The organism is Klebsiella sp. 64, from assembly GCF_018223915.1.
Lineage (GTDB): Bacteria > Pseudomonadota > Gammaproteobacteria > Enterobacterales > Enterobacteriaceae > Klebsiella > Klebsiella pneumoniae.
This window is the reverse complement of sequence record NZ_JAGRQZ010000025.1, coordinates 52886-67366: the sequence shown is the minus strand read 5'-3', so window position 1 is coordinate 67366 and position 14481 is coordinate 52886. Positions and strand designations below refer to the sequence as shown.

17 protein-coding genes are annotated in these 14481 nt (G+C 58.0%); 11 read left to right on the top strand and 6 right to left on the bottom strand.

Annotated elements, in window-relative coordinates:
• Window positions 1–13: 13 nt before the first annotated feature.
• The 3 genes from KHQ23_RS17270 to cybB form a co-directional block, all read right to left on the bottom strand.
• Entirely contained in the window at window positions 14–1132 is a 1119-nt protein-coding gene (locus tag KHQ23_RS17270; protein ID WP_004189749.1) for an S-(hydroxymethyl)glutathione dehydrogenase/class III alcohol dehydrogenase, read from the bottom strand.
• A gap of 24 nt (window positions 1133–1156) precedes the next feature.
• Window positions 1157–1432, bottom strand: a complete 276-nt coding sequence (locus tag KHQ23_RS17265) for a metal/formaldehyde-sensitive transcriptional repressor (protein WP_002907563.1) — start codon at window positions 1430–1432, stop codon at window positions 1157–1159.
• Between the two features lie 105 nt (window positions 1433–1537).
• Window positions 1538–2065 (bottom strand): cytochrome b561, encoded by a 528-nt coding sequence (cybB, locus tag KHQ23_RS17260; RefSeq protein ID WP_002907640.1) that lies wholly within the window; start codon window positions 2063–2065, stop codon window positions 1538–1540.
• A gap of 259 nt (window positions 2066–2324) precedes the next feature.
• Here cybB and KHQ23_RS17255 point away from each other — a divergent pair, with 259 nt between their 5' ends.
• Window positions 2325–2687 carry a hypothetical protein gene (locus KHQ23_RS17255; RefSeq protein WP_004200109.1) on the top strand — a complete coding sequence of 121 codons (363 nt, stop codon included), beginning with the start codon at window positions 2325–2327 and terminating at the stop codon, window positions 2685–2687.
• A gap of 9 nt (window positions 2688–2696) precedes the next feature.
• On the opposite strand, the gene KHQ23_RS17250 is transcribed toward KHQ23_RS17255, so the two are convergent.
• Together KHQ23_RS17250 and KHQ23_RS17245 are read right to left on the bottom strand one after the other, a co-directional pair.
• On the bottom strand, window positions 2697–2882 hold the full coding sequence (locus tag KHQ23_RS17250; RefSeq protein ID WP_002907644.1) for a hypothetical protein: 186 nt from the start codon (window positions 2880–2882) through the stop codon (window positions 2697–2699).
• A 243-nt stretch (window positions 2883–3125) separates the two neighbouring features.
• On the bottom strand, window positions 3126–3590 hold the full coding sequence (locus KHQ23_RS17245; RefSeq protein WP_032434633.1) for a helix-turn-helix domain-containing protein: 465 nt from the start codon (window positions 3588–3590) through the stop codon (window positions 3126–3128).
• 193 nt (window positions 3591–3783) lie between these two features.
• Between KHQ23_RS17245 and KHQ23_RS17240 the strand changes: the two genes are divergently transcribed.
• Window positions 3784–4938, top strand: coding sequence for an MFS transporter (locus KHQ23_RS17240; protein ID WP_014343130.1), 1155 nt, complete (start codon window positions 3784–3786; stop codon window positions 4936–4938).
• A 157-nt stretch (window positions 4939–5095) separates the two neighbouring features.
• The gene (gene add / locus KHQ23_RS17235) at window positions 5096–6097 is read left to right on the top strand and encodes an adenosine deaminase (RefSeq protein WP_004151209.1); all 1002 of its coding nucleotides are present in this window, start codon (window positions 5096–5098) and stop codon (window positions 6095–6097) included.
• Between the two features lie 35 nt (window positions 6098–6132).
• On the opposite strand, the gene KHQ23_RS17230 is transcribed toward add, so the two are convergent.
• Entirely contained in the window at window positions 6133–7173 is a 1041-nt protein-coding gene (locus KHQ23_RS17230; protein ID WP_004214966.1) for an oxidoreductase, read from the bottom strand.
• Between the two features lie 190 nt (window positions 7174–7363).
• On the opposite strand from KHQ23_RS17230, the gene blr reads away from it, so the two are divergent.
• From blr to rsxD, 8 genes are all read left to right on the top strand, one after another.
• Window positions 7364–7501, top strand: coding sequence for a division septum protein Blr (gene blr / locus KHQ23_RS17225; RefSeq protein ID WP_004898594.1), 138 nt, complete (start codon window positions 7364–7366; stop codon window positions 7499–7501).
• A 115-nt stretch (window positions 7502–7616) separates the two neighbouring features.
• Window positions 7617–8987, top strand: coding sequence for a GH1 family beta-glucosidase (locus KHQ23_RS17220; RefSeq protein WP_004180160.1), 1371 nt, complete (start codon window positions 7617–7619; stop codon window positions 8985–8987).
• Window positions 8988–9203: 216 nt separating this feature from the next.
• Window positions 9204–9419 (top strand): transcription modulator YdgT, encoded by a 216-nt coding sequence (gene ydgT, locus KHQ23_RS17215; RefSeq protein WP_002907652.1) that lies wholly within the window; start codon window positions 9204–9206, stop codon window positions 9417–9419.
• Between the two features lie 75 nt (window positions 9420–9494).
• Window positions 9495–9935: a DUF2569 domain-containing protein gene (locus tag KHQ23_RS17210; protein ID WP_002907654.1), complete on the top strand. Its 441-nt coding sequence runs from the start codon at window positions 9495–9497 to the stop codon at window positions 9933–9935.
• A gap of 78 nt (window positions 9936–10013) precedes the next feature.
• Window positions 10014–10595, top strand: coding sequence for an electron transport complex subunit RsxA (gene rsxA, locus KHQ23_RS17205; RefSeq protein WP_002907658.1), 582 nt, complete (start codon window positions 10014–10016; stop codon window positions 10593–10595).
• Window positions 10595–11173, top strand: a complete 579-nt coding sequence (gene rsxB / locus KHQ23_RS17200; protein WP_004143816.1) for an electron transport complex subunit RsxB — start codon at window positions 10595–10597, stop codon at window positions 11171–11173. Before rsxA ends, rsxB begins: the two co-directional genes overlap by 1 nt.
• A complete protein-coding gene (gene rsxC, locus KHQ23_RS17195) occupies window positions 11166–13427 on the top strand; it encodes an electron transport complex subunit RsxC (RefSeq protein WP_047694735.1) in 2262 nt (753 codons plus the stop codon). The genes rsxB and rsxC overlap by 8 nt, the downstream gene beginning before the upstream one ends.
• Entirely contained in the window at window positions 13428–14480 is a 1053-nt protein-coding gene (rsxD, locus tag KHQ23_RS17190; RefSeq protein ID WP_002907730.1) for an electron transport complex subunit RsxD, read from the top strand.
• Window position 14481 lies beyond the last annotated feature (1 nt).

Genomic DNA, 14481 nt, shown 5'->3' with positions numbered 1-14481 from the left:
TCAGCGTCGGGGATTACTGGTCTCCAAAGTGGATCACGGTGCGAATCGATTTACCTTCATGCATCAGATCAAAGGCCTCGTTAATCTGCTCCAGCGGCAGGCGATGGGTAATAAACGGATCGAGGCGAATTTTACCCGCCATGGCGTCTTCCACCATGCCCGGCAGCTGACTGCGCCCTTTTACGCCGCCGAAGGCGGAACCGCGCCACACGCGGCCGGTCACCAGCTGGAACGGACGGGTCTTGATCTCCTGCCCGGCGCCGGCTACACCGATGATCACGCTCTCACCCCAGCCTTTATGGCAGCACTCCAGCGCCGCGCGCATCACATTTACATTGCCGATGCACTCGAAGCTGAAATCCACCCCGCCGTCGGTCAACTCAACGATCACATCCTGAATCGGCTTATCGTAGTCGTTCGGATTGATAAAATCGGTCGCGCCCATCTCTTTAGCGAGAGTGAACTTATCCGGGTTGGTATCAACCGCCAGAATGCGCCCGGCCTGCGCCTGCACCGCGCCCTGGATCACCGCCAGACCAATGCCGCCCAGACCAAAGACCGCGACGGTATCCCCGGCCTTGACCTTCGCCGTGTTATGCACCGCGCCGATACCGGTGGTTACGCCGCAGCCCAGCAGGCACACTTTATCCAAAGGCGCCTGCGGATTGACTTTCGCCAGCGAAATCTCGGCGCAAACCGTATATTCGCTGAAGGTGCTGGTGCCCATATAGTGATAGATCGGTTCGCCATTGTACGAGAAACGAGTGGTGCCGTCCGGCATCAGTCCTTTACCCTGGGTGGCACGCACCGCCTGACAGAGGTTGGTTTTACCCGACTTACAGAATTTGCACTCGCCACATTCGGCGGTATACAGCGGAATGACGTGATCGCCCGGCTTAAGGCTGGTGACGCCCTCGCCTACTTCCACGACAATCCCGCCGCCCTCATGGCCCAGCACCGCCGGGAAGACACCTTCCGGATCGTCACCGGAGAGGGTGAAGGCATCGGTATGACACACCCCGGTGTGGGTGATTTTCACCAGAACTTCGCCTTTTTTCGGCGGCGCGACGTCAATCTCAACGATTTTTAACGGCTGACCGGGGCCGAAGGCCACTGCTGCGCGTGATTTCATAACTGTCTCTTCCTCGTCGTGATGTTATTTTAAATAGGATCGTAGCAGATGACCGACCTCTGCCATTCTCGCGGCCCGCTGCTCAGGGGTGGTGTCGCCGCTGACCAGCTCGTCCTGCAGGTGGATCTCCACCATTTCGCCCATCAGGCCGTTCGCCGCCCCGCGAATCGAGGCGATCTGCTGCAGAATAGTCATACAGGGCTCGCCGGACTCCAGCGCGCGCTCAAGGGCTTCGACCTGGCCGCGGATGCGTCTTACGCGGCTGAGCGCCCGTTTTTTATCTTCAGGTGAATGTGGCACGATTACGCCTCCGTATCATATAGGGGGGTATACTATATTCTATTAACGGTGAAGGCAAAAAAAAAACCCGTCGCGGGACGGGGTCAGGAAGTGAAAGAGGATGATTTAGCGCTTACGAGGCATCATTCGCAGCAGAGTATTATCCTTCCACCAGTAATGATGGAGCAGCGCGGCGAGAGCATGCAGGCCAATCACAAAGTACCCGGCATTGGCCAACCATTCATGGATCGCCTTCAGGGTATCCACCCGCTCAAAATCGCTCTGCGGGGCATACGGCATGGTCAGACCAAAGGCATACCAGGGGTTACCGCGCCAGTACATCATCACCATGCCGATCAACGGCAAGGCAATGAACAGCAAATAGATCGCCAGGTGACCAAGATGGGCGAAACCGGTCATCATCGGCGATGGTTTCGGTACGATCGGCGGCGCCGGCGATTTCAGCCGCACCAGCAGACGCGCCACCATCAGCACGAAAATGGTGATCCCGCAGGAAACATGCACCATATTAATCAATGGCCGTTCACTGCGGGGAAAAAACCCGCGCAGCTCCATCGCCGCATAGGCTACTACTACCAGCAAAAAAACCAGCCAGTGAATCCCAATCTGCAGGCCGGAATATTTATCGCGCATGGCATATCCTTTATGGAAAGTATGATGCTGCCAACATAGCGGCGTTCCCTTAAATTTTCATTAACCTTTACGTAGAATTAACAATTGATTACCGCTTTCTGCCGAGCCGCTATGCCACGCTTAACGCACGCTCTTTCCTGGCCGAACGACAAACCGTCCACCGGTCATTACAAAATTACACAGTTTTGTTACTTACCGCGCTACTGCCGCCGCTATAGTACAGAATGTCTGGCAGACCACACGGCCCTGGGAGATAAGAATGAAGGAAATCGGCTTACCGTTATTGCTACTGACCGCGCTGGCCAGTCCGGCTTTTGCTGCAGACTGTCAGCCAAACGGCATTGGCGGCTCTTTTTGCATTAACGATGACGGTACGACTACCGACACGGTGCCTAACGAAGTCAACGGCATGGATACGTACTCGAATAATGGCGGCTATACCAGTTCCCTGCCCGATCGGTCAGGGGCGGATGAAGCACTGGAAGGTTCATCGCTGTCGACGCAGCAAGGCGTCGGCAGCGGACAGAGCGACAGTGCGCTGGCGGGTCGCGACTGGCATTCGCCCGCCAATCTGAATGATGGCGCCGCCGCCTCCAGTATGAGCCTGCTGGATAAACCCTGAGGCCAGCGGCTAAGCGAGACTCCAGCCTGCGGCGCCGATGGCGAGGGCGAAAAGCAGGCAGGCCAGCGCCGTCTTGCGTAACAGCATGGTATAGAATGAAATTGCGACGCCAATGAATACCACCAGCAGAATCGGCCACATGCTTAATAACAACAGCAGAAAACCCTCAATATTGTTATGGATTACGCTCTCCACATCCGCATCCTTGCCTCATCGTCGATAAAGTAAGCAGAATTTAATATGTAACATGAATACATTCAAATAAAATATAATTGTAAATGGTTATGCACCGCCTCCTGCGGTTGGCGGTGGGTCACTTTCACGCGTCCGGAGCTTTGGCATCAGAAGCAGTTCGCAAAAAAACACGTCAGGATTGTTCCATGACCCTTTAGCGGTACGCTCGTATTCTCGCTGGTATCCTGCAAATTCTTCACGCCATTATTCGGCGCGGGTATCGGACACAATGCGCCGGCGATGACAGTCGCCTGGTTGCAGTTTATCCCCCTGAGCGGAACGCACATCCAGATACTGAAGGGGCTGGCCGTGCGCGTTATCCAGCAGGACCGAATAGGTTTCCCCTTGCTCAAACATATAACGCTCTCCCCATTGCCGCAGCGCCACAACAATGGGAAACACGGAGCGCCCCTTTTCAGTCAGGACATATTCCTTGTATGCGCTGCCATCCGATGCCGGTAAAATCTCGAAAATACCGATATCAACCAGATGCTTCAGCCGCGAGGCAAGGATATTTTTGGCCAGCCCCAAATTTTTTTGAAACTCGCTGAATCTCCGCACATCGTCAAATGCTTCGCGGATAAGCATCAGGCACCAGCGTTCACCAATTGATTCCAACGTTCTCGCCACCGGACATTCACTGGTTCTAAGTGATTCCTGCTTTGCCATCTGCGCGCTCCTTATCAATTTATCTACTGATCTAGCTTAATCCTCCCCTTTACCAGTTGCAAAAAAAAACCAGCAAGGCTAATTCTATAGGTACACTAGTTTTAAAAAGCAACCAGACAGAGGGTCTCTTATGAAATGTAAGGCAAGTAGATGTACCGGCCAAAGGATCCAAACTGCGTCAGTCCCTGACACGATGCTGACCACAGGGATAACGGCGTTGTTTTCACTAACCTGCGCGCTGGCAGTAGCCAATGTTTATTCAGCACAGCCTTTACTCGACTCGATGGCGGTCAGCCTGAAGGTGTCGCCAGGCATGATTGGCAGCGTCATCACCGCTACGCAGGCGGGCTATGCCATTGGCCTGCTGTTCCTGGTTCCGCTCGGAGACTGGTTGAACCGTAAATACGTGGTGATGAGTCAACTGTTGCTTTCAGTAGCGGCGTTAGTCGCGGCAGGGTTATCCCCCAATATAGTAACTCTGCTTGGCGCCATGCTGATCGTCGGCCTGATGGCCGTTGTGGTGCAGGTGCTGGTGGCCTGGGTGGCAATACTGGCGACGCCGCAGAAACGAGGCCAGGCGGTGGGTACCCTGACCAGCGGCATTGTTTCAGGCATCCTGTTATCTCGGTTTATCTCAGGCGCGATAGCCGATATCGCCGGCTGGCGAGCCGTGTATCTCACGGCTGCCTGTCTGATGTTGATGATTGCCGGGATCGTCTGGAAAATCATGCCTTCGCCCCCGCAGCAGCCGCAGCCGCAAAAGCCGACTTACCTTTCCTTATTGAAGTCCGTGTTTCAGCTGTACCTCACCGAGCCGCAACTGAGAAAGCGCGGGATCCTGGCGCTATTTATCTTCGCCGCTTTCAGCATGCTATGGACGACCATGGTCATGCCGCTCACCGCCCTTTCCCTCTCGCACACCCAGACGGGGATGTTTGGCTTAGCCGGCTTCGCTGGCATGCTGGCCGCCGCCAGAGCGGGCAAGTGGGCTGACCAGGGATGGGCTCAGCGCACTACCGGCCTGGCGCTGGCGCTGCTGACCATCTCATGGCTTCCTATCGGCTATGCCGAAACCTCTCTGCTTTGGCTGATAGCTGGCGTCATTGCGCTGGACTTTGCGGTACAGGCCGTTCATGTCTCCAGCCAGAGCCTGATCATTGCCGCCAGGCCTGCAGCGGCAAGCCGCCTGGTTGGGGCTTACATGTGTTTTTATTCGCTGGGCAGCGCGGCAGGGGCTATCGTTGCCACACAGCTTTATTCCCACTGGGGATGGCAGGCGGTCTGCCTTGCGGGCGCCGCGGTCAGCGCGTGTGCATTTCTGATCTGGTCAGGATCGCGTCAATCATGATATTCGTTCTGCGTTTTAAAGGGGCCAGTCAAAAAGACCGTAACACTGACCTGATTGCTGCCAGCTATTTGTATCGCATACATTTTTTCAATGCTTTTAAACAGTTATGTTCATGTTGTATAATGACGTGCACTTTAACTAAAAAAAGAGTGCGACCATGATTGATTCCTCATTGCCATTAACCGACATTCATCGTCATCTTGACGGTAACATCCGGGCCCAAACCATCCTCGATCTTGGCCGCGAATTTAATATCGCTCTTCCCGCAACCACCCTCGACACGCTGCGTCCGCACGTCCAGGTCACCAGCCTTGAGCCCGATCTGGTTAGTTTCCTCGCCAAGCTCGACTGGGGGGTAAAGGTCCTGGCCTCGCTGGAAGCCTGTCGCCGCGTGGCGTATGAGAACGTCGAAGACGCGGCGCGAAATGGCCTGCACTACGTTGAGCTGCGCTTCTCTCCCCGCTATATGGCGATGACCCACCGGCTGCCGGTCGACGGCGTGGTAGAGGCGGTAATTGCCGGGGTTCAAGAGGGATGCCGCGATTTCCAGGTCGACGCCCGGCTGATCGGTATTCTGAGCCGCACCTTCGGCGAAGCCGCCTGTCAGGAAGAGCTGGCGGCGCTGCTCGCCCACCGCGAGGGCATCACTGCCCTCGACCTCGCCGGCGATGAGCTCGGCTTCCCGGGTACGCTGTTCCGCAACCATTTTAACCAGGCCCGCGACGCCGGGTGGCATATCACCGTCCACGCGGGCGAAGCGGCCGGCCCGGAAAGTATCTGGCAGGCCATTCGTGAGCTGGGCGCGGAGCGCATCGGCCATGGGGTTAAAGCGGTAGAGGATCCAGCCCTGATGGACTACCTGGCCGAGCACCGCATCGGGATTGAATCCTGCCTGACCTCGAACGTGCAAACCAGCACCGTGGCCTCCCTGGCCCAGCATCCGCTGAAGCAGTTCCTTGAGCACGGCGTGCTGGCGAGCCTCAACACTGACGATCCGGCGGTCCAGGGTGTGGACATCATTCACGAGTATACCGTGGCGGCGCCGGCGGCAGGGCTGAGCCGGGAGCAGATCCGTCAGGCGCAGATCAACGGCCTGACCCTGGCGTTCCTCGGCGAACAGGAAAAAGCCGCCCTCATTCAGCGGGTTGCCAAAGGCTGATAACCGGCCCGGCAGCCGTGCTGCCGGGCTCCTCCTCAGACCAGGCTGAGCGTGGCGCGATGTCTGGCCGACTCGATACCCAACTCAATCAGGGTCATTATCTGAATCGCCTCGCTGGCCGAGACCGGGTTTTCCCCTACGCCGTTAAGCGCGTCGCGGATAGCGGCATAGTAAGCGGGATAATTACCCGGTAGCGTCAGCCATTTCTCCTGACTACGTTCATCCCCTTCCGCACGGGTCAGGGTACCGTCGCGCATATCATATCCCCAGTCCTCCTGCGGCAGCCGTTCACCGTTTTTTAGCCGCTCCTCCTGCGGGTCAAGGCCGTACTTAATATAGCTGGCCCGCGAGCCGTGGACGATAAAGCGCGCGCTCTCCGCGGCGGCGAGTAACGTACCATGCAGTACTACCCGCCGCTGCGGATAGGCCAGCACGGCGTGAAAATAGTCGGTGGATTGCGCGCCGGGCCGAAGCTGCGCGAGGTCCACCGTGATGCTTACCGGCAGGCCAAACAGCACCACGACCTGGTCGAGCAGATGCGGCGCGAGGTCATACCATATGCCGCTGCCAGGACCTGCCTGCTCACGCCAGCGCTGGCGCACCTGTGGTCGGAAGCGATCGAAATGCGACTCGAAGTAACACACCTCCCCCAGCTGACCTTCGTTGATCAACGCGCTGACCGTTAAGAAATCGCTGTCCCAGCGCCGGTTATGAAACACCGAAAGTATCCGACCGCAGTGCTTCGCCAGGCTTTCCAGCTCGCGAGCTTGTGACAGTGTCACGGTAAAGGGTTTATCCACCACAACATGCTTTCCCGCCTCCAGCGCCGCTTTCGCCAGCGGAAAGTGGGTGTCGTTCGGGGTGGCGATGACCACCAGATCGATATCCGGGTCGTCCAGCAGATCCCCCGGCGCACTCATTACCTTCACGCCAGGCCAATCGGCATGGACCTTATCGGCGTCGCTGCTGGCGACCGCCTTCAGCGCCATACCCGGCGTGCCGCCGATCAACGGCGCATGAAACGTTTTGCTGGCGTAACCGAACCCCACCAGCCCCACCCGGATCGCATCGCTCATCTTACCGCCTCGCTTATGCAACTGATATCAACACCAGGTTAATGAGAATAATTTTACAAACCGTGAGCAAAACTTATCATTCCTTACTTTGCGACTTACATGCAAGTGTGAGAAATCAGACAGATACCCCTTGTGATCTGCTGACCATCGAGTAACATTTCACGCTGTGTTCAAAGGATATTGAAGTGTTATGACAACTGTTTTTACCCGTATTGTAGAACTTATTGGCTGGGTTGTTTTTGGTATTTCGGCACTGCTTTTGGTTATCGCACACCATATAGATAACTATCAGTCCCCACCGCCAGCGGATGTGGTGCACACGAAGTAGCTCCGCGTTAAAACAGTGACCCGCCTCGCAACTGTGCAACCGGTTTCAGAAACCGGTTGCACGTATGCTCGCGCTTTTATTACACTCCCTTTATCATCAGACAGGGAGCTTTTTCATGGCCGCTTTTCCGCACAATTTCTTATGGGGTGCCGCTACCGCAGCGTATCAGGTTGAGGGAGGACACGACGCCGACGGTAAAGGACCGTCAATCTGGGATATCTACTCTCATCTGCCGGGTACCACCTTTGAAGGCACCACCGGCGATATTGCCGTCGACCACTATCACCGTTTTCGCGAAGACGTGGCGTTAATGGCCGAAATGGGCCTGCAAAGCTATCGATTCTCCATCTCCTGGCCCCGCCTGCTGCCCGCCGGGCGCGGTAAGGTGAATGAAGCGGGAGTCCAGTTTTACAGCGATCTGATCGACGAACTGCTGGCGCACAACATTGAGCCGATGATCACCCTCTATCACTGGGATCTGCCGCAGGCCCTGCAGGATGAGGGCGGCTGGGAAGCGCGCACTACCGCCGAGGCCTTCGCCGAGTACGCCCGCCTGTGCTATGCGCGCTTTGGTTCACGGGTGAAGCTGTGGGCTACCTTCAACGAAACCATTGTCTTCATTGGGCACGGCTACATTAACGGCCTCCATCCCCCGGCGGTCCGCGATCCGGCGCGCGCCATTCAGGCCTGCCACCACGTATTTATCGCCCATGCGCTGGCGGTGAAGGCCTTTCGCGAGATGGCTGTGGCCGGCGAGATTGGCTTCGTCAACGTACTGCAACCGCATACCCCGCTCACCGACAGCGAGGCGGACATTAAGGCCACCGAACTGGCTGACGCCATCCATACTCACTGGCTGTACGATCCGGTGCTGAAAGGCACCTATCCTGCCGACCTGCTGGCGCAGACCCAGGCGCTGTGGGGGGTACCTCGCTTTGCTCCAGGCGACGACGCGCTGCTCCGTGACAACCGCTGCGACTTTATCGGTCTGAATTACTATCGCCGGGAAACGGTATCTGCCCAGCCGCCTGAGATCGCTACCGGCGGCGAGCCTGGCGTGGAGGGATTATTCTATTTCGTGCGTAATCCCCAGAGTACATATACCGAATGGGGCTGGGAAATCTGGCCGCAGGGGCTAACTGACGGCATTATGATGATTAAGGCGCGCTATGGCGATATTCCGATATATATCACCGAGAATGGCCTCGGCGCGAAGGACCCGATTATTGACGGGGAAGTGGTCGACGACCCGCGGATTGATTATCTCAGCAGCCATATTGGCGCCCTCGAAAAAGCGCTGGCGCTGGGGGCAGATGTGCGCGGCTATTACCCCTGGTCATTTATCGATCTGCTGAGCTGGCTCAACGGCTATCAAAAGCAATATGGTTTTGTCTATGTCGATCACCAGCAAAATCTGGCGCGGAAACGAAAGAAGAGTTTTTATTGGTACAAATCTGTTATTGCCAGTCACGGCGAACAGCGTTAATCTTCTCTTGCGGGCGCCATTCGGCGCCCGGTCTGATTTTAGAATATTCTTAAACTTCTCCCTGCTCTTCAAGGCTGGCTTTGCCCCTTGTCATGGGTTTATATAACCTGATTCATTCCACGCGGCCCCAGCAGAAGGCGCCGTTGGTTGAGAGTAGGTTTAGTGAATGCTGATAATATTCAACGCAATAATTCCGATTATAAAATGGATACGAAAATGACCGTGCTGGACTACTTATTAAAATTTCGCAAAATCAGTTCGCTGGAAAGCCTTGAAAAACTATTTGATCACCTTAACTACTCCCTGACTGACACCCAGGAGATCGTGAATATGTATCGCGCCGCCGATCATCGTCGCGCAGAGCTGGTCTCCGGTGGTAAATTGTTCGATGTGGGCCAGGTTCCTAAATCCGTTTGGCGATTCGTGCAGTAAGGCTGTCATCCTTCACGCCAGTTGCTTATACTTCCCGGCCTGATTTTATTCACTGGCGTTGAATAGGGGAGAAACATGACGTCTCAATCTGCAGAGCGCATCGGCGGATGGCTGCTGGCTCCGCTGGCCTGGTTGCTGGTGGCGCTGCTGAGCGCCTCGTTATCGCTGCTGTTTTTTGCCAATGCGCTGATGTCGCCGCAGACCTATACCCTACTGCGCGCCATGAGCGCGGGCCATATGGCGCTGTGGGTCGCCTCGCTGCTGTTTGCCCTCGCCATGTGGTATTACACGCTCTGGCTGACTATCGCCTTTTTCAAGCGGCGCTCGGTGGTGCCGAAACACTATATTATCTGGCTGCTCATCACCCTGCTGCTGGCGATAAAGGCTTTTGCCTTCTCGCCGGTCTCGGATGTGCTTGCCCTGCGTCAGCTGCTGTTTCCGCTGCTGGCCGCTGCGCTGCTGGCGCCCTATTTTCGCCGTTCGCAGCGGGTAAAACGGACTTTTGTTAATCCGTAATACCCCCACACTTAACCTGTTGTCGCTGGTATCGTTTTATTCGATAATAAGCGGCTTTTTTTCGTTTCAGGTCGCATGATGGCTGATTATTTACTGCTCTTTATTGGTACAGTCCTGGTCAATAACTTCGTTCTGGTGAAGTTTCTTGGTCTGTGCCCGTTTATGGGGGTTTCCAAAAAGCTGGAAACCGCAATGGGGATGGGGCTCGCTACCACCTTCGTGATGACCCTGGCCTCTATTTGCGCCTGGCTGATTGATACCTGGATCCTTATCCCGCTAAATTTGGTTTATTTGCGTACCCTGGCCTTTATTCTGGTTATCGCCGTGGTGGTTCAGTTTACTGAGATGGTGGTGCGTAAAACCAGCCCGGCGCTCTATCGCCTGCTGGGGATCTTTCTACCGCTGATCACCACCAACTGTGCCGTACTCGGGGTAGCGCTGCTGAATATTAATCTGGGCCACAATTTCCTGCAGTCGGCGCTGTACGGCTTTGCCGCCGCCGTCGGCTTCTCGCTGGTAATGGTGCTGTTCGCGGCGATCCGCGAACGGCTGGTGGTAGCCGATGTCCCCGCGCCGTTTCGCGGTAATGCCATCGCGCTGATTACCGCCGGTTTAATGTCTCTGGCCTTCATGGGCTTTAGTGGTTTGGTGAAGTTGTAATGAGCGCAGTCTGGATAGCCGTGATCGCCATCAGCCTGTTAGGGCTGATTTTCGGCTTAATACTGGGATACGCCTCGCGTCGTTTCGCGGTGCAGGACGACCCGGTGGTGGAAAAAATTGATGAGCTATTGCCGCAGAGCCAGTGTGGGCAGTGCGGGTACCCTGGGTGTCGCCCCTATGCGGAAGCAGTCGGCGTACAGGGTGAGAAAATAAACCGCTGCGCGCCGGGTGGCGAAGCGGTGATGTTAAAAATCGCCGCCTTGCTGAACGTCGACCCGCAGCCTGTCGACGGCGACGCACAGGAAGCGGAGCCGGCCCGCATGCTCGCGGTAATTGACGAGCCGAACTGCATTGGCTGTACCAAGTGTATCCAGGCCTGTCCGGTGGATGCCATCGTTGGGGCGACCCGCGCCATGCATACCGTGATGAGCGACCTGTGCACCGGCTGCAATTTGTGCGTCGCCCCCTGCCCGACCCAGTGCATTTCACTCGTTCCGGTGGCCACCACCCCGGAGACCTGGAAATGGGATCTGCATACGATCCCGGTGCGAAATATTCCTGTGGAACAACATGTTTAAGCTATTTTCCGCTTTCCGAAAAGACAAGGTCTGGGATTTCAACGGCGGTATTCACCCGCCTGAAATGAAAACCCAGTCTAACGGCACCCCGCTGCGTCAGGTTTCCCTGCCGCAGCGCTTTGTTATCCCGTTGAAGCAGCACATTGGCGCCGAGGGCGAACTGTGCGTTAAAGTGGGCGACCGGGTGCTGCGCGGCCAGCCGCTGACCCGCGGCTGGGGAAGAATGCTGCCCGTTCACGCCCCGACTTCCGGCACCATTGCCGCCATCGCTCCGCACACTACCGCGCACCCGTCGGCGCTGGCGGAGATGAGCGTGATCATTGACGCCGACGGCGAAGACCGCTGGATCGAGCGCGATGGCTGGAGCGACTATCAGACCCGCACGCGTGAAGCGCTGATCGAGCGTATCCACCAGTTTGGCGTTGCTGGCCTCGGCGGCGCAGGCTTCCCCACCGGCAGTAAACTGCGCGGTGGCGGAGATAAAATTAAAACGCTGATCATTAACGCCGCCGAGTGCGAGCCCTATATCACGGCGGATGACCGCCTGATGCAGGACTGCGCGGCGCAGATTGTCGAGGGTATCCGCATCCTCGCTCATATACTGCAGCCTGAAGAAGTGCTGATCGGCATTGAAGACAATAAGCCGCAGGCCATCTCAATGCTGCGGGCGGTGCTCTGCGACGCCCATGGCATTTCGCTGCGCGTGATCCCCACCAAATATCCCTCCGGTGGCGCCAAGCAGCTCACCCAAATTCTCACCGGCAAACAGGTACCGCACGGCGGTCGTTCATCGGACATTGGCGTGCTGATGCAGAACGTCGGTACGGCTTATGCGGTGAAACGCGCGGTGGTTGACGGTGAGCCGTTAACCGAGCGCGTGGTCACCCTCACCGGCGAAGCGGTAACCAGACCGGGCAATGTCTGGGCGCGTCTTGGCACGCCGGTGCGCCATCTATTGAACGATGCCGGCTTCTGCCCCAGCGCCGAGCCAATGGTGATCATGGGCGGCCCGCTGATGGGCTTTACCCTGCCGTGGCTCGACGTCCCGGTGGTGAAGATCACCAACTGTTTGCTGGCGCCTTCCGCCAGCGAGATGGGCGAACCGCAGGAAGAGAAAGGCTGCATTCGCTGCAGCGCCTGCGCTGACGCCTGCCCGGCCGATCTGCTGCCGCAGCAGCTGTACTGGTTCAGCAAAGGTCAGCAGCACGATAAAGCCACTGCCCATAATCTGGCGGACTGCATCGAGTGCGGCGCCTGCGCGTGGGTATGTCCAAGTAATATTCCGCTGGTGCAGTACTTCCGTCAGGAAAAGGCCGAGATCGCGGCGATTCGTCAGGAAGAGCAGCGCGCTGCGGAAGCCAAAGCCCGATTCGAGGCCCGACAGGCGCGCCTGGAGCGTGAGAAAGCCGCGCGCGCCGAGAGGCATAAAAAAGCCGCCGTTCAGCCTGCCGCCAAAGATCAGGAGGCGATTAGCGCCGCCCTGGCCCGGGTACGGGATAAACAGCGCGATGCCGCGCAGCCGATCGTGATCCAGGCCGGCGCCAAACCTGACAACAGCGAGGCGATTGCCGCCCGCGAAGCGCGTAAGGCTGAGGCCCGGGCGCGCAAAGCGCAGCAGCAGGCCGCGCCGGTGGTAGCCCCGGCCGCCGAACCGGTCGATCCACGCAAGGCGGCGGTGGAAGCCGCTATCGCCCGCGCTAAAGCGCGTAAAGCAGAACAGCAGGCCGCGCCGGTGGACGCCCCGGCCGCCGAACCGGTCAACCCGCGCAAGGCGGCGGTGGAAGCCGCCATCGCCCGCGCCAAAGCGCGTAAAGCCGAACAGCAGGCCGCGCCGGTGGACGCCCCGGCCGCCGAACCGGTCGACCCGCGCAAGGCAGCGGTGGAAGCCGCCATCGCCCGCGCCAAAGCGCGTAAAGCCGAACAGCAGGCCGCGCCGGTGGACGCCCCGGCCGCCGAACCGGTCGACCCGCGCAAGGCGGCGGTGGAAGTCGCCATCGCCCGCGCCAAAGCGCGTAAAGCCGAACAGCAGGCCGCGCCGGTGGACGCCCCGACCGCCGAACCGGTCGACCCGCGCAAGGCGGCGGTGGAAGCCGCCATCGCCCGCGCTAAAGCGCGTAAAGCCGAACAGCAGGCCACACAACAGGATCTCGCGTCAGCCGCAGCCAATGACGACCCGCGCAAAGCGGCCGTCGCCGCGGCTATCGCCCGCGTTCAGGCGCGTAAAGCAACACAGCAGGCAGTTAACGAGGAATAAATGGTTTTCAGAATCGCAAGCTCCCCCTATACCCATAACCAGCGGCAGACCTCGCGTATTATGCTGCTGGTGCTGCTCGCCGCTGTGCCTGGCATTGTGGTCCAGACCTGGTTTTTCGGCTGGGGCACCGTACTGCAGATTGTCCTCGCCGCCCTGACGGCCTGGGCGACCGAAGCCGCTATTCTCAAACTGCGTAAACAGCCTGTTGCTGCCACGCTGAAAGATAATTCCGCCCTGCTCACCGGCCTGCTGCTGGCGGTGAGTATTCCGCCACTGGCCCCGTGGTGGATGGTGGTGCTCGGCACTGCCTTTGCCGTAGTCATTGCCAAGCAGTTGTACGGAGGCCTGGGCCATAACCCCTTCAACCCGGCAATGATCGGCTATGTCGTGCTGCTGATTTCGTTCCCGGTGCAGATGACCTCCTGGCTGCCTTCCTATGAGATAGCCGCCCATATCCCGGCATTCAGCGACGCGCTGCAGATGATCTTCACCGGTCATACCGCCGCCGGAGGCGACATGGCCAGTCTGCGGCTGGGTATCGACGGCGTCAGCCAGGCCACCCCGCTGGATACCTTTAAAACCTCCCTGCATGCCGGACATAGCGTTCAGCAGGTGCTGCAATTGCCGGTCTACGGCGGCGTGCTGGCAGGTCTGGGCTGGCAGTGGGTGAATATCGCCTGGCTGGCAGGCGGCCTTTTCCTGCTGTGGCAGAAGGCGATCCGCTGGCATATCCCGGTCAGCTTCCTTGTTAGCCTCGGCCTGTGCGCCACCCTCGGCTGGATTTTTTCGCCGCAGAGCCTGGCCTCACCGCAGATGCATTTGCTCTCCGGGGCGACCATGCTTGGCGCCTTCTTTATCCTGACCGATCCGGTGACGGCCTCAACAACCAACCGCGGCCGTCTGATCTTTGGCGCCCTCGCTGGCCTGCTGGTCTGGCTCATCCGCAGCTTCGGTGGTTATCCGGACGGCGTGGCGTTTGCCGTTCTGCTGGCGAATATTACCGTGCCGCTGATCGATTACTACACGCGCCCGCGCGTATATGGCCACCGTTGAG